The sequence below is a fragment of the Ochrobactrum soli genome (genome assembly GCF_003664555.1).
GTDB classification, from domain to species: Bacteria; Pseudomonadota; Alphaproteobacteria; order Rhizobiales; family Rhizobiaceae; genus Brucella; species Brucella teleogrylli.
Genome location: NZ_RCHH01000006.1, coordinates 37,451 through 58,120 on the forward strand (window position 1 = coordinate 37,451; position 20,670 = coordinate 58,120).

Here is a 20,670-nt window from a genome sequence, read left to right on the forward strand (position 1 = left end):
AAAGGCGGGTTTTGCCCGCCTCTCACTTCGTTGTCCTATTGTGCAGCAAGAATGCCTGCAATCAATCCGGTGGCACCTGCAATGAGAAGGTACTGATTATCGACCTTAACCCAATGTTGGCCACGACCAGGCTTACGAAGACCGTAGCGATTGTAGTCGCGGATTTCCTGATGGCGGCGCCAATCGCTGTAACGCTGACCCTTTGACCACTGATGACGGCCGTAGTCGCGGCGATCATGGCGATAGAACTCCTTGCCGTGATGCGGGCGCTGCGGCTCATAGCGCTGTGGAGCAGGCTTGCCGTGATGGTAATCGCGGGCCTGTGCCATTGGAGCGGCAACGAACGTCATAGCGATGGCGGCTAGTACAGCTTTCTTGAACATGAATGCTCTCCTTTGTTGTCCGCAAGATATCGGGCGCGAACTGAACGCTAGATGAACAGACGAAGGTGCAAACATTAAATAAAATCAATGTGATGTTAGTAAAATATTAACCAAAATACTAACCACCGCAGCCAAAAACACGAGGAGAGAATATGCTTGAAGAAGCAGAAGACCGCGCTGCACGAGCGGCTGTTGAAGGCCGGCAGATGAGGGCGGGTGGAGTGGTTATAAGTTTCCTGCCAAAACCTTATAACAACAACCCGCCAACTACCGGCAAGCCACTCGTCATCATCGAAAGCCCGTACGGGGGCAACGTCGTGCGCAATACCGAATATGCGCGCGCTTGCCTTCTAGATAGTCTGCGCCGGGGCGAAGCACCGATTGCGAGCCATTTGCTGCATACGCAGGTGTTGGACGACTTGCGGCCTGATGAACGTGAACTCGGCATCGATGCTGGCCTCGCGTGGTATCGGGTGGCGGATAAATGCGTTGTTTACGGTGACCGTGGCATTAGCGGTGGTATGATCGAGGGCATCGAGCGGGCCAAGCGGTACGGAGTGTTGGTCGAGTTCCGCAATATTGAAGCAAGCGCCGCAGGAGAAAACCCATGAGTAACCTTGAAACAGCAATTGCGGTAGCGGCAGCGGCGCATATGGACCAGAAGAGCGACAACGGCGACCCGTACATTCTGCATCCGCTGCGCGTCATGATGGCTCAGGAGACGCGTGAAACGCAGATCCTCGCAGTTATGCACGACATGATCGAGCACACGAATACCTCGCTGAACGATATCTATTCGTTCGGTTTTGATGACGACATCGTGCTCGCTCTAAACGCGATAACTCGGCGCGATGATGAAGACTATCTCGTCTACGTCAAACGGGCCTGCTCTAACCCTATCGCGCGACCGGTGAAGATTGCAGACCTGCGCGACAATCTACGTGCCTATGGCGACGATGAAGAGCACCGAGCGCGCTATACAAAAGCTCTCGAAATGATCGGGGAGGCGCCATGATCCCCTTCAAAGTTGGTGATCAGGTGGTCTGTATCGATGCCAAAGTCGGCTTCGAACAGTTCATCGAGATCAAAGAGGGCGAAGTTTATACCGTAAGCTGGATCGGCCCGTTCGAACACTACACGCAGGGCAGCTACATCGGCGTTCGTCTGAAAGGCGTCGATCGAGGAATCTGCCCGCAGTTCGGTTATGACAATCCGCCGTTCGCGGCGCGTCGGTTTCGCCCGCTTGTTCGCGATAAGCTTTCGTCAGTTCGCGGGTTACTCGCAGGCGGGCCAGTAACTGAGAAGTTCGAAGAGCCGAAGCGGAAGGTGAGGGAAGAGGTATGAGTTTCATCGTCGACAGCACAGCGCCTATTTATGCCGACCTCAAGTTTAAATCAGTCACCTCCGACGGCGGCAGCACGAGCTATTACGAGCTGCCTCCCCATGCGACCGAGCTAAACGACCTGATCGAGCACAAAGGCATGTCCTTCGCGCTCGGCAACATCTTCAAGGCTTGCTATAGGTTCGGTGAGAAAGACGCGGCCAGCCGAATGTACGATCTGAATAAGATTATTTATTTCGCGGAGAGGCTGAAGGCTTTGGAAACGAGAAGAAAAACGTAGCCAGTAACGCGGCTCCCTTGGGTTCTTATCTACGAAAAGAACGTTTTCGCGATGAGCCTCCGCACGACCGCCTAAGTATATTCGAAAGCTTTGTCCAATCTTCTGAGGGGGATGACATCTGTTTATGCGCGTCTTCAATATCGCGCTGCGTAGCAACAGCATTTTTCACCACGCTAAAGTTACTGTTCGGAATGGTAATTCCGATATTCACTTCATGGTTATTCATTCTAATCTCTCTTTCGTGTTGGCTCCCTTGCCGGGCAATAAAAAAGGTCGGGCTATTGCCCGACCCCAAAAGTCAACTTCTTCCGATTGTGCCAGTACATCCGTGGTCACTAGAAAGAAGAAACTTCATTCAAGCCGCCTGCAAATTACAAACGGACATTTTTCCAGACTTGCGATCCTGTTCAAGATCATAAGTCAGCTTCTGACCTTCACTGAGCGTATGCATACCTGCTCGCTCAACAGCGGAGATGTGAACAAACGCATCCAAACCGCCGTTTTCAGGCTGAATGAAACCAAAGCCTTTTGCTGCGTTAAACCATTTAACTGTGCCGGTGCTCATATGAACCCCTTTCATAGCAATATTGATATCCGCGTTTGAATTAAACGCAGAGATGAAACGATTTTTTAAAGGGAGTTTTCGTTCGGCGCGCAGTGCTAATCGCGCAGGGAGCAAATCTCAGCAAGAAAATCTCGATTTCTAGCTTTTATCAGCTTAAATAAATTTTGTCAAATTATTAATATCTCACGATCTCTTTCATAGAGAGAAAAACTTAAATCTATTACTATTTCTGTTGTCTTCATATAGAAGTAACGAGTTATTTGAGAGGCCCGGTGCGGGCTCCCTCAAATGATGATTGTTAAGCTGTGCCGTAAGAGAATGAGCCATCAGTGTGGGGGCCTGCATTCGCTTGAATGTCGCCCATGACCTCAGCCATAAAGCTATTTAAAATCAATACCGAGTCATTGTAATGAGGACCCGGCAGTGGCTTCATCCTGGCTGTTAGATAACCGGCTTTCATAATCATCTGCTTCAGTATGCGATGGTTTGAGTGAAAATCAATATTATGGATGTTGGAAGACATAGCGTCCTCCTTTCAAATTGCGGGCAAGGGCAGTTCAGCCCGCGTCAGCTGAGCCCGTATTCAATCAAAAGCTGACAACCTATGGTGGACGGACTGCACGCGAATAGCAAGCGGACAATTAAGGTCACTTAAGGGCAAACCGTACTTTGTACCAACGGCCCTACAATTGATTCATTAGCGGAAGTTTAATTCGTATCAAAAAGAACCCCGCAGCGAAAAACGCGCGGGGTAAGGCTACTGAGCCCTCTCTCCCAAGGGCGACAAAAATTTACCCATCTGGTCAAAAAAGTAAAGCCTGACATGAAGTCAGGCTTCAAACTTTCTGCCTTTCAGGGATGTAGGCCGCCTTCTTCGGCGGCTCGATGGCCGGCGGCCAAAGAGGTTGTCCATCTGGGAAAAAAATCAAAAGGGCCCCGGATTCCTCCAGAGCCCTTTTCGCCTAAGCGGATTGGTTATCTGTGGTAAGATAAGCCACCCCAAATTCTGCCTTCGTCGCGATGACGGCCTCCGTGTATGGCTCCGATGTAGGCTGCCACAGCGGCAACGAGAGCAGATGCTGCAAGCAGGAATGCAGTGAGAATGCCAGTTATTCTGGCCTTTTCAGCAGTTTCAGCCGCTTGAGCCTTTACTTCTTCAGCAGCTTTCTCGGCCTGTGCTTGAGCGTCGGCGAGTGCCTTCTTTGCTTCTTCCACTTTCGCCTGAGCTTCGGAGCGCAGAGCCTGAACGCGCTCAACGGTCTGGTTCACTCGCGTCTGGGCGTCATTTTGACTAAGTCCCGTCCGCGTGGCGACTTGGTTTGTGAGCCAAGCGCGGTCAGCGTCAGAAATTTCGCCAGTACTAAGCAGGTTTCCCAGAATGCCGCTTATCTGACGTTGGAAATCGGCCAAGTTCTGTGCTTCCTGACCGGCCACAGAGCTTCCTTGGGCGTCTGTGCGCAGCAGGCTATCTGTAAGATAGTCTAATGGGTTGGTTTTCAGTCCTTGCGGCAACATCTGCTCTACGGATGGAGCGGCCGCTTGCCCTGCGCCTTGCGCAAGCCCCGAGACAGCTTGCCCTGCACCTGAAACGATGCCGCCCGCTAACTGACCGGCGCCCTGAGCGGCGCTGCCAACAACTGTACCAGCGGTTTGTACTGCTGTCTCAGCCGCGCTTCCAACCGCTTTTGCGCCACCTGAAATAGCGCTGACGAGTAGTAGCGTGGAAACGATCGTTCCCAAACCCCATACAACCAAGCCGTTCAGGCCGTCCCGAACGGTTAGTTCGTCACGAGTTGCGGTTCCAGCGGGGCGGCGCATTCTTCCGGTGATATATCCGCCGAGCATATAAGAGGCGACCGTCGATATGACGATAAAGAGCGCCGTAATAACGAGCCATACCGTACTTATATCCCCGCCTTCATCGACGGAAAATGAGCTTGAGCCAAGGCCGCCGGCGAATGTGGTCAGGACGGCCATCACACCTGATGCCACTGTAGCGCCAGCAAAGATTGCCGCCCAGTCTACATAGCCGCGATCAGACGTCTTTTCTACGACAGTTGGATCTACCATCAACGTAACCCCAGAAAAGAGAGAATGAACAACACGATGACAACTAGTCCTACTAAATAGATGATAGAGTTCATGTTGATTGTCTCCTTTGCATAGATAAAAAATGCCCGAAGGTCGGGATTTTAGTGATCGATGGATTGTGCTCTGGAGATGAGAACTCGGCAGCTATTAAAAAGTTTCATTCAGTATGAATTTTATTTATTCTAAAAATACTTAGTCGGGTCGGTGGGCACTGTCCGAACTGCTTACTTCGACTTTCGTGTCTCGTTCTTCAACGAATTCCGCAAAGTGTCCATGATGTTAATCATAATCGGCTGGTTCCATATTGGAGTTTGCGGCGGGAAAATGATCTTCTGGATGCCGGAATTGATATTTCTGGTGTGTCAATTTGGCGGCCAATTCTGACATGTAGCCGAGGTCTCGAAGCCCGCTCTCATAAAGCATGATAATTGTGCCAGAGAGATCTATCCCCACATACTCTCTTTCGCTTTCATCGAGCAGGACAACAGCATCGGAATAAATCCGTCGCATAAAGTTCACTTCCTCGATTGTATAAATGCGGCTTCCCTCGCTAAAAAACGGCATGATTAGCCTCCCTTCAGTCCTCAACCAAAGCAAAAGCCGTGGGGCATTGATTCAAGTGATATAGGTTAATGCGGAACGGCCCAGAAGGTTTCTGAAAAGTATGCCCTTGGCGCAGAAAAGGCTATTCCATGGGTTTGATAGGTTCCATGGTGTCATCGCCAGTGTAGCGACTGTTGTTAACCTGGGGCGACACGCGCCACGCTTGCAGTACGTCGTCATTTGCGGGTTTGAGCAAATCTTCACGTGGCTCTGACAACCAGAGGTGCCAGTCCTTCTCGTCCAAGATGACGGGCATTCGGGTGTGAATTTTTGCCATGAAGTCGTTAGCGGCACAGGTGATTATCGTGCAGCTTTTCACCTCTTCGCCGGTGGTTCGGTCGCGCCATGTCTCATGCAGGCCTGCGAACGTCAGGGGCTTCCCGTCCTTAGCAGAGATGAACCAGGGGTGGCGCGCTTCTTTCGGGCCCGTCCATTCAAAAAAACCAGAAGCCGGGATAAGGCAACGGGTGCTTTTGAAGGCGGAGCGAAACATTGGCTTGCTGGCGATCTCTTCAGACCGAGCGTTGAAAGTAGCCGGTACACTCTTCAGATCCTTCGACCACCAGTTGGGCACGAGCCACCAACGCATTTCTGAATAGTCGAGTGCGCCGTCTTTCTGCGTTATGACGCCCACCTGCGTGGTCGGCGCGATATTGTAGCGAGGCTGGATATTCCGAGGCGTAACTGCCGTCAGATTGTACATCGCGTGGATTTCAGCCCACGTATAGGTCTGGGTAAATCGTCCGCACATGCGCGCCTCCGGTTGCTGGAAATGTAGTGCGCTTATTGTTTTCGTCCAGCCAGCGCGAAATACGGCGGATGGCGTATTTAATCTACAAGCCTGAATTGGTTGAATGTACTCCAACCTTCCGCAGGGGAAGGGAATATTGGAGGGTGCTATGAAATTTGCAATTATCGCGATGGCTTTACTCTTGGCTGGGGCATCTACAGCGTCGGCTATGGCTAGCTGGAAGCCAGAAAGTCACTGCCGTACCGGCAAAGGATGCAAGACTGGAAGGTAATTCCAACGGGCGCCTGTGAACGGGCGCCTATTTCTTTCTGCCTGCCAGCGCGTCTTCGCCTTCCTGTTTATGCTCACGGCAAAACCAGAGCTGTCCAAAGGCCGTCTTGTAGCCAAACGAACCCCACGCTTTGCAGCCCTTCGAATCACAGTAGTGCTCAAAAAGCTTGCCGCCTTTGGTTGCGACGGTGTTCTCGCTCTTATATCCGCTCATTTTATCTCGGTGCCTTTGTTATCCCGAATTGAGCATCGCCCTTGGCCGTGCAGGCCTTGCACCGCATTCGAGGGTGCAGATCCACGAAATAGGTGTGCGTACCGAATTTTCGCAGAATGATGGTTCTGTCTACGGACCCGATATGGCCGCATCGGCAGCAATAGCCGTAAAGCTCGTACCAGCCGAACAGATCCATTATCCGTGCTGAAGCAGGCATTTCCTTCAGGAAGGTCGGTCTTATTCTCATTTCTCAAAATACGTCTCCCACGGCTTGGAAGACTTGTCGTGCGGGTTATGTGCCTTGCCGCCATAAAGCCGGATGAATTCTTGCTGGCCTTCCTCGGTCTGGAACATGGCCGCGCTGAAATCTTTCTTATCGTGATACACACTTCTCCATAGCCGATACCCGCCTAATCTCTCCCGGTCGTTCAACATCTGAACGAGGTTTGTTCGGTGCCAATCTGTGAGGTAAAGCACGACTTGAAACGGATATTCTTTGTTGATGAGCGTCTTAGGCGGCTCACCGCGTGACCTGCCGCTCATTTTACGAACACCGTCGGCTTCCATCCGCGGGCAAAGCCCATCGACATTGCGAGGCTAGCATATTCGATTTCCTTCACCAGAAAATCGCGGTCTTTCAGCAAGGTCTCTATTGCAGCTCGCACGTCACCGTCATGGAAGGCGAGTACCAGATCAATTTCGTCCTGGTATCCTTCTTTTTGCGCAAGCGCGTTCATTTGTCGTGCTCCTCATAAGCAGACATCTTCATTTCCAAACCTGTCTGAAATTTTATTACCGGTGCCTGCCCTGTTTTCAGGCGCAGGCTCATTCATTATCGCACGACGATTTTTTCCCACTTGTCGGCAGATGCAGAGCCGCCGAATGGCTTCCCGCCGTGCCGTCGCATAAAGGCGCCCATGAGCCTTTCTGTTGGGAAGCTGAATACGCAGAAATCCACGCCCGACTTTCGCGCCATGCGATGAGGCAAACGGGCGCCAAGACGGTCAGCATCGCGATGCACTTCGCGCCGGGCACATTTCAGAGCGTAAGCTTCAGGAAGAGCGACTTGGAACGTTTTCATCACGCAGCCCTCTTAAAAAGGTCGGCGCGTTGGCCATGTGTTACGGCAAGGCGAGCGAGTTCAACTTCACGCGCCAGAAAGTCGCGGTCTTTCAAAAGCGCTTCAATGGCCGCGTGCACATCGCCACCGTGGTAGGCGAGAACCTGCTGAATTTCATCTTCGTAATTTTGCACAAGAGCGTTCATGGCTTCCTCCTGCTAATTTAGATGTTCCTATTTTGTTCTCATTGTACTCCGTCGTCAAGACGCTAAATTTGACGTACTTTAACGTGCAACAACCTGTGCAACTAATTGTGTAACAAACTGTGATACAATTACGGATGCGTAATTAAAATAATATAATAAAAACAATGACTAAGAGGTTAGTTTGATACCAACCGACCGTACCATTTTTCTCAGCCACTCATCAGAAATTATAGTGCTATGTCAACCGCTTAGGCGGATTGATTGCCGTCCCGGCATAGACACCCTAATGAGGCAGGCGCCACAAAAGAATGCCGCCAGCCACTGCGGCGACAATTGCGCCGATGAGCAGGAATATGTGGTCGTATAAAGCGATATCGAACATCGTTAGTCTCGCTCTCGTTCAGCCCAAGCCGTGAATCCGATGAGCGCGAACAGCGACACCATCATTGTGCCAATGAACCATAAAAACCAGCTCATACCGGGTTCCTCCGGCGACCAAACAACCCCGACCGGCAAAAGTTCATCCGACTTACGCAAATTGAACGAAAAACCCCGGCGACGCGGCGCGTTACCGGGGTTATGTCGTCAGCGCACTTCGAGCACTTCGCCCGTGCGGCGGTCTATCACAACGCGCATATCGTCATTTCGACGGTCCACGCCCCGAACAACATACACGTTTCGACGTCGCGACACGCTTTCTACTTCATCCATACCCTCGTTGCGTGCGATTCTGGCAGCTCTACGCTCGCTTATCTCGTCGCCGTAACCGCGTCGATCACGATCCATGCGCCGATTATCGTCTGGATTGACCTGAATCCCGTTGGGCCCGATTTCGATGCTTTGGGCCTGTGCTGGAACGGTCGCCACAAGCGCTGTCACCATCACCGCTGCGATTGCCGAAAACTTATACATGGCACCTATCCTTATCTCGCGCCCGCCGTGCAAATGAACGGCCAGACCCGCCTGTGGTTCCTGTTGGCGCGGTCAACTCTTTATAACGGGGCGATATATTGATCGTTGCGCTGTTGGGCGTGGCGCGGTGCAGCGTCCATGAGAACGACAACGGGGGCGAGAGGCATAAGTGGTGTAGAAATTATGCCTCTCGCGGGGGCGGGCAATTGCTTAGGCTGCCCGGCTCGGGACTTAATACTCACGTGTTTTAGCTGCAACTTTTAAACGCATAGCGTGTGTCTTATTCGATCAGAACGGGACATTTCTGGCACGATTAGACAAGAAAGGGGGCCAGTCCGCTGCTTGTGCCGCAGAACGGCCCGAGCGGATGAATAAAAAACCCCGGACAAGCCGGGGTTTCAAGCTATTGCCGCCGTCTGGTATCCCAGAAAAGCATCGATACGACCCAGAGAAACGCAAAGAGGATCGTTCCCTCAATCAGAAAATACCAATGCATTGCCATTCCCTCATACAGGAACGCGGCCACCGCCATTGCCATGCGAAATCATCCACGGCATGGCGGCTTCAGGTTTTTCGAGAATATTTCGCTTTCGCGCAAATCCTTCAAATGCGTTTTGCGCCACGATCAGCGGCTTTTGTCCGCTGTGAGCGTCGCAACAGGCGCTCCATGCCACTTCATAGATGATATCGCGATCATCCTGTGGCCATTCATAAAGAAAATCGATTGCGTCGATCGGGCCTGCAATCTCCCTGATTAGAAATTTGCCGTCCTTCACAAAAACAGGACTGTCAAACAAACGGTCGCTCATCGGAACCTCCATTTGATCGAACGATAAAGTTGGAATGACGGCTTCGATTTAGTAATCGCTCCGACGGTTTCAAGAACCCCACAGCATGAATTTCACGAAAGTGCAGCGAGCAAAACAACACGCTTCGCAGATGCGAGGCGCGTGTTTTTAGCGACTATAAGAGGCGGCAGGCTTCAGCTGCAGAGGGGCGCGGCCCTGCTGCATGTGCAGATCAGTTTGCGGCAAGCAGCGCGCTTATTTTCTTCGTTCAGCCATGTCGAAATACGACAGATGACGTATGGCGTTTCATCCGGCTTTGTCGTCCTCTGTGTCAAGATCGTGCACGTCACCTGCACGGTCGTTTCTGTGTTTGGCGAATTGCTGGCGAGACCAGCAGAGGAGGGCATATGAAAGCCATAGCGATAATAGCAATCGGATCGATGATGGTGTCTGGCACTGCGCTTGCTGCGGCACCGGTCGTGGGCGCACAAAAACCTGCGGTAGCGACCAGCAAGGAAAACGGTAAGCCTGTTTTGCTGGCGGTCGGACCGACGCGAAATATAGGTCCAGGCAAAATATTTGGTACCAAAGGCGCTTAGCAGAGGCATTTGCCCCGGTTGACAGCGGGGCAAGTCTTCTATGACCCCATTCGTATACCAACGGCATTTCAGCGGGATTGGACAATCCCGCCGTGAAGCCGTTGTCGCTTGCGCGAAATCTCGCTAAATATGGGGCCACAAACGGGTGCACTTATGGGTGCACAAATATCGGATCGTGTTTGTAGGACCTCGCAATGATTGGATGCCTGCCGCCGCTTATCCTGCTGATTTTAGGGGCTGGCATTGGGGCATTGATCGGCGGCAACACCGATGCCGTCTATGGCGGTTTGATTGGTTTGGCGATCGGCCTCGTCGTAATGATCGTTCTCATCTGGATTCTGATGAAGGCCCGCAACCGATAGGCTCAGAGGCGCGCGTCGTCCTCATGCGCGCGCACTGGTGATAGCCTTTCATGGGCGCAGAAATAGTGAACTATCTCTGGCAGTTTTCTGTGCAATATTAAAAATATAACTATGCGTCATCTGTTACAGGAGTGGCGCATGCAGCGTATCGTTTTATCAATATTCTTATTGTTTTTAAATTTTCCTTTGGCCAATGCTGCGGACAAGGCCGCGGGGGTTCAATATACAAATATAGACAAAAGCTTCACCTTTTTAGGCGGTGTCGGCTACGCTTGGGTCAAGGCGGACGAAATCGTCTACAATGGCGGAAACCGCATGAGCCATTTGTTTTGGCAGTCGCAAATGCCTGTGCTGACCGGCGCTTTCAGGGCCGAGCCCATGAATAATATAACTGTGGTTGGCCGTGTGAAAATCGGGCTGGGTGGCACCCACAAGATGGAAGACTACGATTGGTTAGCGCCATATTTGAAAAGTTATGATTTTGATGACTGGACAGATCGTTCGGTTAGCGATGAGACAGATCTGGATCGTTACATCAATCTGGATATTGCCGTTGGGCATGATTTCGAGATCAATCAACATAACGTCTTCAATCTGCATGGCGGGTTCAAATATACGAATGTGAAATGGACCAGCGGTAACTCGCAATATGTCTACAGCGAAGAGGGATTTCGCGATAAAACGGGCGTCCTCTCTGGGAAGGGGATCAGCTACGAGCAAAGTTTGCCAGCGCTGTTTGTGGGCGGCGAATGGCGTTCAACATTCGAAAAATGGTCTTTTTCGTTGCTGGGGCGCGTAGGAGCAACTGTCGCTGCCAAGGACATCGACGATCATTGGCGCGGGGATAAGCGTTTTACCGATACGTTCGGAAGCCGGGCGTTTCTGGATACGCAGGCCGAAGTCGCTTATGCCTTTACCGAGCGCACAAATGTCTATCTCTCGGCGGCTTATGAAAAATACTTCCGCATGAGGGGCGACACGATGATGGAAAACAGAACAACGGGGGAGGTTAAGAGCTTCCCCGATGATGCAGGCGCCGGCTTGCAGGCGTTCACGCTTGGCGGCGGCCTGAAAGTCAGTTTCTAACATTGCAAAAAGAAAATCGGCCAGAGTTTTGCTCTGGCCGATTTTTAGGAATACTGAGGCTGGCGGCTTACCGGCCAGCGAGAATGCCCGCGATGATGCCCGTTGCCGTGGTGACCAGCAGGAACTGGTTGTCAACCTTCACCCAGCGCTGGCCCGGACCCGGACGGCGCAGACCATAACGCTTGTAGTCGCGCACTTCCGGCTGGCGGCGCCAGTCATTGTAGCGCTGGCCCTTGGACCAATGCTGACGGCCATGGTCACGCGGGTCTTTACGACCGAATTCCTTGCCATGCGGCGGACGCGGCTTCTGGTCCATGCGGTGCGGACCCGGCTTGCGCTGATAATCCTGCGCCTGTGCGGCCAGCGGTGCGCCGATGAAGGAAAGGGCTACGGCTGCAAGAATGACTTTTTTGAACATCATGTTCTCCTTTGCTGTTGGGTGGACACTATTGGGAGACGAATGAACGGAAGATGAATGTCTGCATTTTGAAACATTAAATAAAATCAATGTGATATTAACGCTTTGTTAACCATGGCTTTATGCGCTTGGGCAAACCGCCAAATGGAAACAGAGCCACTTGACCTCAGCGCAATGCGAACGTAATAGTATTACGACGGTTCCCCGACCGAGAGTGAAGGGGATTAATAGGGAACACGGTGAGGACGACCCGAAAAGGGACCGAGACCGTGGCTGCCCCCGCAACTGTAAGCGGATTGCTGTTCATCCTTGTGACGCCGACGGGCGTCATGCCACTGTGTTCAACCGGCGAAAGCTGAAAGACACGGGAAGGCAGATGGAAGCGATTATCTGCAAGCCAGGAGACCTGCCGTCATAGGGCCTTTGGGCCATCATTATCCATTGTCACGGGCGGGGATGCCCGGAGCAGGAGCAGGTTATGACAGCACATCGCGCCGCAAGGCGCTTTCTTTCATCGTCATCCATATCCCCGGATATCTCCGTTTGCTCACGGCGTCTTATCGCCGTCGCTTGCTGACGTGGCCATTTCTCTCACCATTTCGGGGTTTCCCATGACATTGCACGGCAAGACGTCGTTTCGCATCGCTTTATGCGCTCTTTTTCTGTTTGCAGGCGCGCCAGCACTGCAGGCGGCGGAAACGCAATATCCGCTGACGCTGAAGAACTGCGGACGCGACGTTACTTTCAAACAGGCCCCGACGCGCGCAGTGGCTGTCGGTCAAAGCAGCACGGAGATTTTGTACAGCCTTGGTCTGGGTGACAAGGTGGTCGGTACGGCGGTGTGGTTCGGCCCGGTACTGAAAGGCTTTGAAGAGGTCAACGCCAAGGTCAAGCGACTGGCCGATAACGACCCGAGCTTCGAAAGCGTGCTGGCGCAGAAGCCCGATATTGTGACGGCGGATTTCCAATGGCATGTCGGGCCGAATGGCATTGTCGCCAAGCCGGAGCAGTTCGAGGAACTGGGCATCCCGGCCTATACCTCGCCTTCGGATTGTGTCGGCAAGGATAATTCCGGCGGTGGCGACGGCGTGCGCACGGCAGCCTTCACGATGGATATCGTCTATCAGGAAATCGGCGAGCTGGCCGCAATCTTCAACGTGCAGGATCGCGGTGAAAAGCTCATTGCCGAGCTGAAAGGGCGCGAAGATGCGGCGCGCCGCAAGATTGGCGCCAGCGGGGCCAAGCTTTCCGCTGCGGTGTGGTTTTCCAGCACGCAGATTGACGCCGATCCCTATATCGCCGGAAAATTCGGCGCTCCGGCCTATATCCTGTCGGCGCTCGGCATCAGGAATGTGGTCGACAGCCAGGAAGAATGGCCGACCATCGGCTGGGAAACCATCGCCAAATCTGGCCCGTCGATGATCGTGGCAGCAAAACTTGATCGTCGCCGCTATCCGGCGGACGATATTGCCGTGAAGCGCAAATTCCTCGAAAGCGATCCGGTGACAAGCCTGATGCCTGCCGTCAAGGACGGCCACGTCTTTGACATGGATGCGCAGTCGATGAGCACCTCGCTGCGGGTGATTGAGGGCATCGAAACGCTGGCGGCGGCCATCGCTGCCTCGGACCTCAACAAATGACGGCATTGGTAGCCATAGGAAGGCTTCCGTTCAGCAACAAGGTGAGCGCCGGGGTTCTGGCGCTCATCCTGCTGCTTGCCGCCTTGTGGCTGGGCGCAGCGATTGGCGAAACCGCCATACCGCTCGATGTGGTGGCAAAGACCGTCGCCAACCGGCTGTGGCATGCAGGCTATGTGCTCGATCCCATCGATGAAGGGATTGTGTGGAGCTATCGTCTCAGCCGTGCCGTGGTGGCGGCGTGCTGCGGGGCGGCGCTGGCGCTTTCCGGCGTTGTGCTGCAATCGTTGCTGCGCAATTCTCTCGCTGACCCTTATATTCTTGGCATTTCCGCCGGGGCCTCGACCGGGGCTGTCAGCGTCGCCATTCTTGGCATCGGCGCTGGCGTTCTCACTTTGTCGCTTGGCGCATTCATCGGGGCGATTTTTGCCTTTGTGCTGGTGTCGCTGCTGGCGTTGAAGGCGGGGCGGGGCAACAGCGCGATCATTCTGGCCGGTATTGCCGGATCGCAGCTTTTCAACGCGCTGACCTCGTTCATCGTGACCAAGGCGGCCAATGCCGAGCAGGCGCGGGGCATTATGTTCTGGCTGCTTGGCAATCTGTCCGGCGTGCGTTGGCCGGATGTGACGCTGGCGCTGCCTGCTTGCCTGATCGGGCTGGTGGTCTGCCTGTGGCATGCGCGTGCGCTCGACGCCTTCACCTTCGGCGCGGAATCGGCTGCTTCGCTGGGCATTCCAGTGCGGCGTGTTTATGCCGTGCTGATTGGCGCAAGCGCCATGATGACGGCGGTTATGGTCTCCATTGTCGGGTCCATTGGCTTTATTGGCCTTGTCATTCCCCATGCGGCGCGGATGGTGGTGGGTGTCCGGCATGGCGTTTTGCTGCCCACATCCGCTTTGATCGGTGCGATCTTCATGATCGCAGCAGACATCGTGTCGCGCATCATCGTGCCGGGACAGGTGCTGCCCATCGGTGTGGTGACGGCGCTGGTCGGCGCTCCGGCCTTTGCGCTGCTGCTTGGACAGAGGAGGGCGCGGGCATGATGCTGTCGGCACAGAATCTTTCATGGTCGGCAGGCAGCGTCGAAATCCTGCGCGGGGTTTCGCTCGATGTCGTTGAAGGCGAGTTTCTTGGCATTATCGGGCCGAATGGTTCCGGCAAGACCACGCTTCTATCGCTGCTTTCAGGTCTGAAGCGCCCGCGCAGCGGTACGGTTTATCTCGGCGAGGCGCCGATTGAACGCTTCAACCGCCGCGAGATTGCGCGCTTGCTGGCGCTGGTCGAACAGCAGGCGGAAACGACCGAGCGCATCACCGCCCGGCAGGCAGTGGAGCTTGGGCGCACGCCTTATCTCGGTGCGCTTTCACCATGGTCTGCGGAGGATGACGCCATCGTCGATCAGGCGCTTGCGCATGTGGACATGTCGCATCTGGCCAAACGCAACTGGCACACATTGTCGGGCGGTGAACGCCAGCGCCTGCATATTGCCCGCGCTCTGGCGCAGCAGCCGCGCATCCTGTTGCTGGACGAGCCGACCAATCATCTCGATATCGGCCACCAGATCGGCCTTCTCGATCTCGTCCGGCGTCAAAGTCGAACGATGGGCCTGACGGTAGTGGCAGCGCTGCATGATCTTAATCATGCAGCCATGTTCTGCGACCGCATTGCGGTGATGGACCGGGGGCGTCTGGCGGCGCTGGGCGCGCCGCGAGAGGTTTTAACCGTGGAACGCATTCGCTCCGTGTTCGGTGTCGATGTGGAGGTCGAGCATAGCGGCGAGCGCGGCTGTCATATCCGTTACTGCGCCTGCGCCGCTTGACGGCTTACAGCGCCGCTTTCAACCGGCGCTGTTCCAGACCGAGCCCCAGCTCTTCCGCCCGCGCGATGATGGGCGCAAAGCGGCGCTGCTTCTTTTCCGCGTGATTGGAAGCAATATCGGCGATGCGGTGCTTCAGGAACGGGTTGAGAAAACGATTGCGCACGGAAACCACATAGGCTTCCGCTTCCGCGCCAAGCCCGTCTGCTGCGAAAACCGGCAGCACTTCCTCACGCCACAGGGCTTCCAACTCGCTGCGGATGGTTTCATCCTGCATGGCTTCCAGCACGATTTCGTCTTTCGGGCGATTGCCCTTCAGCCAGCGTTCGGCAATGAAACTATGGCCGAGATTGAGCAGATAAAGCTTCAACCGCTCATAGCGCGCCAGATCGTCGGTGACGACGATATCCTTGTGACGGCACGGCAATGTCAGTCCGTCGGCCTGCTCGATGGCCCAGATCGCATAGGGTTCGGCAATAGCACCGACCGGTTCGATGGCCTCGGAGACGATGCGGTCCACCAGACTATTGGCAAAGATGCATCGCGTTTCCAGCCAGTGGGCAAAGCTGTCCGGCAGTTTCCAGTCCTGCGTCAGCCTGATCAGAATTGCGCGCAGCTTGTCGCCATTGCGGGAAATCAGCTCGCACGGAAAAATCGAGAGCGGTGCATCCGGGTTGTTCTGCCAGCGATGGTGCAGAAGCACGAGCAACTTGGCCGGAAAGCTTTTCGGCAGGGTCTGCGGATTGGCGATGAGCGATGCGTCGTCGCTTGCATCCAGCTCATAACCTTTGTCGCCGGTGTTCGAGAGAATCACCTGGACCGTCGCGCCGAGATCGAGAATCGCGGCCCAGTCGGTATGCGCGGAATAGGCAGCGGTCACGCCCCTGGCGTTGTGCTCTGTTTCCGACGGCTTGCCATCGACCAGACCACGGATCACGACCGGATAACCCTTGCCCTCGTTCAGTGCGGCGATGCGTTGCGCGCTTTGCGGATTGGAGGTGGTCTGCACCACGGCAATCGTGCCGATTGCATCGCCCGTTGCCAGCGCTTCGGCGACGAAGAAATCGGCATGGGCGAGCAGAAAACGGCTGGTGCCGAACTGAAGAATCGCTGGCTTGTCTTGCATGGAATGCTCCCGAATTTGCAGGACACAACTAAGCAATCCGCACTAAATTGGTCAAGCCAATAGGCTTTATAGCCCGAAAATAGCGTTGAACTTTTCGGTGGTACTGCGCGATTTGCCGCATTTTCGCACCGATTCAGGCATATTGCGCTTCGGGCTGACCGGAATTATGGTAAGGCCAATTTGGGAGCGACCATGAGCGACTTTGCGGCCACAGCGGAACCCCGCAGGCTTTACCAGCAGATTGCCGACCGGTTGAGAGGTCTCATTCAGGCCGGGCAGTTTCCGGCGGGAAGCAGGCTTCCGGCTGAGCGCGAGCTTGCCCAGCAATTGGGCGTGTCGCGCCCGTCGCTGCGCGAGGCGCTGATCGCTCTCGAAATTGCCGGCAATGTCGAAATCCGTATGGGTTCCGGCATTTATGTCAGCGCCGAGCCGGAAAAGCGCGTTGTGACGCAAGGCGTTTCGATCGGCGAAAGCCCGCTTGAAATCATGCAGGCGCGCGAGTTGATCGAAGGCAGTTTGGTGGTGATGGCCTGTGCGCGCATGACGCCGGAGACCTTGGCTGCCTTGCGCGCCACGCTCGACGAAATGCGCGCCCAGGTGCATGTCGACCGCCGGGCGATGGAGCTTGACCGGCAGTTTCACCTGTTGTTGGCCGAACAGGCAGGCAATTCGGTGGTGGTACGAATTATCCGCGATCTCTTCGATGAGCGGCACAGCCCGCTGACGTCGCAGATCAGAACGCGGTTTGAGAATAACGATACGTGGGTTCTGGCCTTGGCAGAACACGAAATCGTCTATGCAGCGCTGGAGGCGAGGAATCCGCTTCAGGCGCAGGCGGCCATGCGAACGCATCTGGAGCAATCCAAGCAGCGTTGGATGGATAACGAGCCGCGCGACAGATCGCCTATAGCGACATGACCGCGACGACATGAATTGGGAGTGAGGTCAGACCCATGAATATTTCCGTTTCTCCGGCTGCCGCAGCGCCGGTCATTCTCTTGCATCCGTCCGACGATGTCGCGGTTGCGCGTATTTCCGTTCGTGCTGGCGACCCCATCGGTCTGGAAGGCATCAATGCACGCGAACTGATTGGACGCGGCCACAAGGTGGCGATCCGCGCCATTCCAGAAGGCAAGGAAGTTCTGAAATACGGACAGGTCATCGGCGTTGCCACCAAGGACATTGCGCCCGGAGAGCATGTGCATCTGCAAAACCTCGCCATGCTGCCTTCCGAACATGAACACCAGTTCTCCATCGATATCGAAGAACGCGGCATGTTGCCGGAAGCCGAACGCCGCCATTTCATGGGCTATGACCGCGGCGCTGGTGGCGTGGGCACGCGCAACTATATCGGCGTCATTTCCTCGGTAAACTGTTCGGCCACCGTGTCGCGCTATATCGCTGACTATTTCAACCGCATGGGCGGTCTCGACGGATTCGACAATGTGGATGGCGTTGTGGCGCTGACCCATGGCAGCGGTTGCGCGCTCAACACCAAGTCTGAAGGCTATCGCCTTTTGACCCGCACCATTCAGGGTTATGCCAAGCACCCGAATTTCGGCGGTATCCTGCTGATTGGCCTTGGCTGCGAAACGAACCAGATCGCGCCGATCCTCGAACATTACCGCATGGAAGAAGGCTCGCGCCTGCGCACCATGACGATCCAGCAGCACGGCGGCACACGCAAGACCATTGATCATGCGATTGCCGAGATCAAGGAAATGCTGCCGCTGGTCAATTCGGCGGTGCGCACCAAACAGCCGTTGTCGAAGCTGAAAGTGGCTCTGGAATGCGGCGGCTCGGATGGTTATTCCGGCATTTCGGCTAATCCGGCGTTGGGCTATGCCTCTGACCTGATCGTGCGTAATGGCGGCACGACCGTTCTGGCTGAAACGCCGGAAATCTATGGTGCAGAACATCTTTTGACGCGCCGCGCCGTGACGCCTGCGGTGGCGGAAAAGCTGCTGCAGCGCATCCACTGGTGGCGTGATTACACGGCGCGCAATGGCGACGAACTCAATAATAATCCATCGCATGGCAACAAGCTTGGCGGCCTGACCACCATTCTGGAAAAGTCGCTCGGTGCCGTTGCCAAGGGCGGCTCGATGCCGCTCAAGGCGGTCTATGAATTTGCCGAAACCGTCACGGAGCCCGGCTTCGTCTTCATGGATACGCCGGGCTATGATCCGGTTGCCGTGACAGGACAGGTGGCGGGCGGCTGCAATGTCATTTGCTTCACCACGGGCCGTGGTTCGGTTTCCGGCTTCAAGCCCTCGCCCTGCATCAAGATCGCCACGAATTCCGAAATGTACGAGCACATGAAGGAAGACATGGACATCAATTGCGGCGGCATCGTCACCGGCGAGGAGACCATCGAGGAATCCGGCACGCGCATCTTCGAATATATCATCGCGGCCGCCTCCGGCGAAAAGACGCTGAGCGAAATCTACGACTATGGCGACAATGAATTCGTGCCATGGCAGGTCGGCGCCGTTACCTGATCCGCATCTTTCAATCTGTAACCGACAGGAATATCCGATGGTCAAAGCTCTGCGTATAGAGAGCGAAAACGTTACCCGCTTCGCCGAAATCGACGAAGCGCCGCTGCTCCCCGGTCATGTGCGCGTCAAGGTGCGCCATGTCGGCCTCTGCGGCAGCGATCTGAACACCTTCAAGGGTCTCAATCCGCTGGTGCAGCTGCCGCGCATTCCCGGCCATGAAATCGGCGGCGAAATCATCGAGGCCGGTGCGGGCGTCAGTGCGGCCTATGCCGCAGGCACGCGCGTCATCGTGCTGCCCTATACGAATTGCGGCGAATGCTCGTCCTGCCGCAAGGGACGTCTCAATGCGTGCCGCTACAACAAGACGCTCGGCGTGCAGCAGAATGGCGGTCTGGCCGACCAGATCGTGCTGCCAGCCGAAAAGCTGATCCTCAACGATACGCTGGAACCACGCCATTTGGCGCTGGTCGAGCCGCTTTCGGTCGGTTTCCATGCGGTTGCTCGTGGCCGCGTCGAGGCGGGCGATACGGTTGCGGTGCTGGGCTGCGGCATGATCGGCATGGGTGTGCTGATCGGCGCTGTGGCGCGCGGCGCCAAGGTGATCGCCATCGATCCGAGCGCCGAAAAGCGCGAGCTGGCGCTGCAATTCGGTGCCACGCATGTTCTGGCGAGCGGCGAGGATGTGGTGCAAAAGGTCTTGGAACTGACCGGCGATGACGGCGTGGATGTCGCTTTCGAAGCGGTTGGCTTGCCCATCACTTTCACGCAGGCCGTCGATCTTGCGGGCTTTGCGGGACGTGTGGTCTATGTCGGCTACTCCAAGGCACCTGTCACCTATCAGACCCAGTTCTTCAATCTGAAGGAACTCGACATCATGGGCTCGCGCAATGCGACGCTGACCGATTTCGAGGCGGTGGTTTCGCATCTGGAGAAGCTTGGTGCCGACGCCGACAAGCTGATTTCAAAGGTGTTCCCGTTCGATGAAGCCGAACAGGCGCTGCCCTATTGGGATGGCGATCGCAATGTGCTGAAAATCGTGATCGAGCGGGCGTAAGCCGTGGCAAATCGAATAAAGGGGAGCCGGTCTGGCTCCCCTTTTTTTATCGCTTTAGGCAATGCCGATTCTCTTTCAGACCGCATTTGCCGGACCTTGCGTAAAAATTTTTTTGGGCGCTGCCGCGAGAAACCGGCAGATACTTTCCTTCTGCCATCGCAAGGCCGTGCACCGAAAAAATACGGGCTTCGTCGGCCATAAGAGATACCGCTAAAAATAGCGGATTCAGCCCGTTTGGGCGCAAATGGGGCAGGTTTCTGCCCATTTTCATGTATAGACCAATACATATCGGACGACAGTATAATCATACTGTTTTTCTATAATTATAGCGATTTCGTCTTCAATCTATAGTCGTCGGTCTGATGTCGCAGCTGATGGCATATTTGTCGCATGCCGTTCGTGCAATTGAGTGGCGGAGGACTACTATTGTCCTCATGCTGGCCGACTTCGACCTACTTAAGTAATGCCCCGGCCAGCCTGCATATTTCGTCGCGCAACCTTTCAAAAAAGCATTAAAGGGGATGGGTGCGCTTGGATGAATTCACCGCAGTGGGTGGACATGTCGGGAAATGACCTATATAGAATCAGGCAATCTTTCGCTAATCA

At 54.9% G+C, this 20,670-nt stretch carries 27 protein-coding genes and 1 riboswitch; of the genes, 13 read left to right on the plus strand and 14 right to left on the minus strand.

The annotated features are described in order from the left end of the window. Positions 1-35: 35 nt before the first annotated feature. The gene (locus D8666_RS11920) at positions 36-383 is read right to left on the minus strand and encodes an RcnB family protein (RefSeq protein WP_121538158.1); all 348 of its coding nucleotides are present in this window, start codon (positions 381-383) and stop codon (positions 36-38) included. Between the two features lie 152 nt (positions 384-535). Here D8666_RS11920 and D8666_RS11925 point away from each other — a divergent pair, with 152 nt between their 5' ends. Genes D8666_RS11925 through D8666_RS11940 form a run of 4 tightly spaced genes read left to right on the plus strand, consistent with a single transcriptional unit; the run spans position 536 to position 2,005 of the window. After that, positions 536-994 carry a DUF7768 domain-containing protein gene (locus D8666_RS11925; RefSeq protein WP_121538160.1) on the plus strand — a complete coding sequence of 153 codons (459 nt, stop codon included), beginning with the start codon at positions 536-538 and terminating at the stop codon, positions 992-994. After that, complete coding sequence (locus tag D8666_RS11930; RefSeq protein WP_121538162.1) at positions 991-1,398, plus strand: GTP pyrophosphokinase; 408 nt, start codon at positions 991-993, stop codon at positions 1,396-1,398. The genes D8666_RS11925 and D8666_RS11930 overlap by 4 nt, the downstream gene beginning before the upstream one ends. Then, positions 1,395-1,727: a hypothetical protein gene (locus D8666_RS11935; RefSeq protein ID WP_121538164.1), complete on the plus strand. Its 333-nt coding sequence runs from the start codon at positions 1,395-1,397 to the stop codon at positions 1,725-1,727. The genes D8666_RS11930 and D8666_RS11935 overlap by 4 nt, the downstream gene beginning before the upstream one ends. Then, the gene (locus tag D8666_RS11940; protein WP_235858949.1) at positions 1,724-2,005 is read left to right on the plus strand and encodes a hypothetical protein; all 282 of its coding nucleotides are present in this window, start codon (positions 1,724-1,726) and stop codon (positions 2,003-2,005) included. Before D8666_RS11935 ends, D8666_RS11940 begins: the two co-directional genes overlap by 4 nt. A gap of 355 nt (positions 2,006-2,360) precedes the next feature. Here the strand turns inward: D8666_RS11940 and D8666_RS11950 are convergent, their stop codons facing one another. The 11 genes from D8666_RS11950 to D8666_RS12010 form a co-directional block, all read right to left on the minus strand. Beyond that, complete coding sequence (locus D8666_RS11950) at positions 2,361-2,570, minus strand: cold-shock protein (RefSeq protein ID WP_167836075.1); 210 nt, start codon at positions 2,568-2,570, stop codon at positions 2,361-2,363. A 298-nt stretch (positions 2,571-2,868) separates the two neighbouring features. After that, positions 2,869-3,093 carry a hypothetical protein gene (locus D8666_RS11955; RefSeq protein ID WP_109705692.1) on the minus strand — a complete coding sequence of 75 codons (225 nt, stop codon included), beginning with the start codon at positions 3,091-3,093 and terminating at the stop codon, positions 2,869-2,871. A gap of 452 nt (positions 3,094-3,545) precedes the next feature. Then, complete coding sequence (locus D8666_RS11960) at positions 3,546-4,640, minus strand: hypothetical protein (protein WP_121538169.1); 1,095 nt, start codon at positions 4,638-4,640, stop codon at positions 3,546-3,548. A 300-nt stretch (positions 4,641-4,940) separates the two neighbouring features. Continuing rightward, complete coding sequence (locus tag D8666_RS11965) at positions 4,941-5,225, minus strand: hypothetical protein (protein WP_109367109.1); 285 nt, start codon at positions 5,223-5,225, stop codon at positions 4,941-4,943. 121 nt (positions 5,226-5,346) lie between these two features. Next, positions 5,347-6,015, minus strand: coding sequence for an SOS response-associated peptidase (locus D8666_RS11970; RefSeq protein ID WP_121538171.1), 669 nt, complete (start codon positions 6,013-6,015; stop codon positions 5,347-5,349). Between the two features lie 298 nt (positions 6,016-6,313). Continuing rightward, positions 6,314-6,499, minus strand: coding sequence for a hypothetical protein (locus tag D8666_RS11975; protein ID WP_109705688.1), 186 nt, complete (start codon positions 6,497-6,499; stop codon positions 6,314-6,316). Positions 6,500-6,742: 243 nt separating this feature from the next. Further along, entirely contained in the window at positions 6,743-7,042 is a 300-nt protein-coding gene (locus D8666_RS11985) for a hypothetical protein (protein ID WP_235858950.1), read from the minus strand. Beyond that, entirely contained in the window at positions 7,039-7,236 is a 198-nt protein-coding gene (locus D8666_RS11990) for a hypothetical protein (protein WP_121538175.1), read from the minus strand. The genes D8666_RS11985 and D8666_RS11990 overlap by 4 nt, the downstream gene beginning before the upstream one ends. Before the next feature lie 343 nt (positions 7,237-7,579). After that, the gene (locus D8666_RS12000) at positions 7,580-7,765 is read right to left on the minus strand and encodes a CUE domain-containing protein (RefSeq protein ID WP_109367115.1); all 186 of its coding nucleotides are present in this window, start codon (positions 7,763-7,765) and stop codon (positions 7,580-7,582) included. Between the two features lie 585 nt (positions 7,766-8,350). After that, complete coding sequence (locus D8666_RS12005; protein WP_109367116.1) at positions 8,351-8,677, minus strand: hypothetical protein; 327 nt, start codon at positions 8,675-8,677, stop codon at positions 8,351-8,353. Between the two features lie 506 nt (positions 8,678-9,183). After that, positions 9,184-9,486, minus strand: coding sequence for a DUF982 domain-containing protein (locus D8666_RS12010; protein WP_109367117.1), 303 nt, complete (start codon positions 9,484-9,486; stop codon positions 9,184-9,186). 386 nt (positions 9,487-9,872) lie between these two features. Between D8666_RS12010 and D8666_RS12020 the strand changes: the two genes are divergently transcribed. The 3 genes from D8666_RS12020 to D8666_RS12025 all read left to right on the plus strand — a co-directional run bounded on the left by D8666_RS12020 (position 9,873) and on the right by D8666_RS12025 (position 11,512). Next, a complete protein-coding gene (locus tag D8666_RS12020) occupies positions 9,873-10,064 on the plus strand; it encodes a hypothetical protein (protein WP_109367119.1) in 192 nt (63 codons plus the stop codon). Between the two features lie 194 nt (positions 10,065-10,258). Continuing rightward, positions 10,259-10,426, plus strand: coding sequence for a hypothetical protein (locus D8666_RS24215; RefSeq protein WP_167836071.1), 168 nt, complete (start codon positions 10,259-10,261; stop codon positions 10,424-10,426). 138 nt (positions 10,427-10,564) lie between these two features. Then, a complete protein-coding gene (locus D8666_RS12025) occupies positions 10,565-11,512 on the plus strand; it encodes an omptin family outer membrane protease (protein ID WP_109367120.1) in 948 nt (315 codons plus the stop codon). 67 nt (positions 11,513-11,579) lie between these two features. Here D8666_RS12025 and D8666_RS12030 read toward each other — a convergent pair whose 3' ends face one another. Next, positions 11,580-11,930 (minus strand): RcnB family protein, encoded by a 351-nt coding sequence (locus D8666_RS12030; protein WP_109367121.1) that lies wholly within the window; start codon positions 11,928-11,930, stop codon positions 11,580-11,582. A 180-nt stretch (positions 11,931-12,110) separates the two neighbouring features. Then, a riboswitch (cobalamin riboswitch) is annotated at positions 12,111-12,358 on the plus strand. Between the two features lie 183 nt (positions 12,359-12,541). Between D8666_RS12030 and D8666_RS12035 the strand changes: the two genes are divergently transcribed. From D8666_RS12035 to D8666_RS12045, 3 genes are read left to right on the plus strand one after another with little or no spacing between them, the layout of a single operon-like run. After that, complete coding sequence (locus tag D8666_RS12035) at positions 12,542-13,570, plus strand: ABC transporter substrate-binding protein (protein ID WP_109367122.1); 1,029 nt, start codon at positions 12,542-12,544, stop codon at positions 13,568-13,570. Continuing rightward, a complete protein-coding gene (locus D8666_RS12040) occupies positions 13,567-14,610 on the plus strand; it encodes a FecCD family ABC transporter permease (RefSeq protein WP_109367123.1) in 1,044 nt (347 codons plus the stop codon). Before D8666_RS12035 ends, D8666_RS12040 begins: the two co-directional genes overlap by 4 nt. After that, the gene (locus D8666_RS12045) at positions 14,607-15,386 is read left to right on the plus strand and encodes an ABC transporter ATP-binding protein (RefSeq protein WP_109367124.1); all 780 of its coding nucleotides are present in this window, start codon (positions 14,607-14,609) and stop codon (positions 15,384-15,386) included. Before D8666_RS12040 ends, D8666_RS12045 begins: the two co-directional genes overlap by 4 nt. 4 nt (positions 15,387-15,390) lie before the next feature. On the opposite strand, the gene D8666_RS12050 is transcribed toward D8666_RS12045, so the two are convergent. Further along, the gene (locus D8666_RS12050) at positions 15,391-16,509 is read right to left on the minus strand and encodes a mannitol dehydrogenase family protein (protein ID WP_121538177.1); all 1,119 of its coding nucleotides are present in this window, start codon (positions 16,507-16,509) and stop codon (positions 15,391-15,393) included. A 192-nt stretch (positions 16,510-16,701) separates the two neighbouring features. Here D8666_RS12050 and D8666_RS12055 point away from each other — a divergent pair, with 192 nt between their 5' ends. The 3 genes from D8666_RS12055 to D8666_RS12065 are packed head-to-tail and all read left to right on the plus strand — an operon-like array spanning position 16,702 to position 20,064. After that, positions 16,702-17,427: a FadR/GntR family transcriptional regulator gene (locus D8666_RS12055; RefSeq protein WP_109367126.1), complete on the plus strand. Its 726-nt coding sequence runs from the start codon at positions 16,702-16,704 to the stop codon at positions 17,425-17,427. 35 nt (positions 17,428-17,462) lie between these two features. Next, positions 17,463-19,010 (plus strand): UxaA family hydrolase, encoded by a 1,548-nt coding sequence (locus D8666_RS12060; protein WP_121538179.1) that lies wholly within the window; start codon positions 17,463-17,465, stop codon positions 19,008-19,010. Between the two features lie 37 nt (positions 19,011-19,047). Next, entirely contained in the window at positions 19,048-20,064 is a 1,017-nt protein-coding gene (locus D8666_RS12065; RefSeq protein WP_121538181.1) for a zinc-binding alcohol dehydrogenase family protein, read from the plus strand. Positions 20,065-20,670 lie beyond the last annotated feature (606 nt).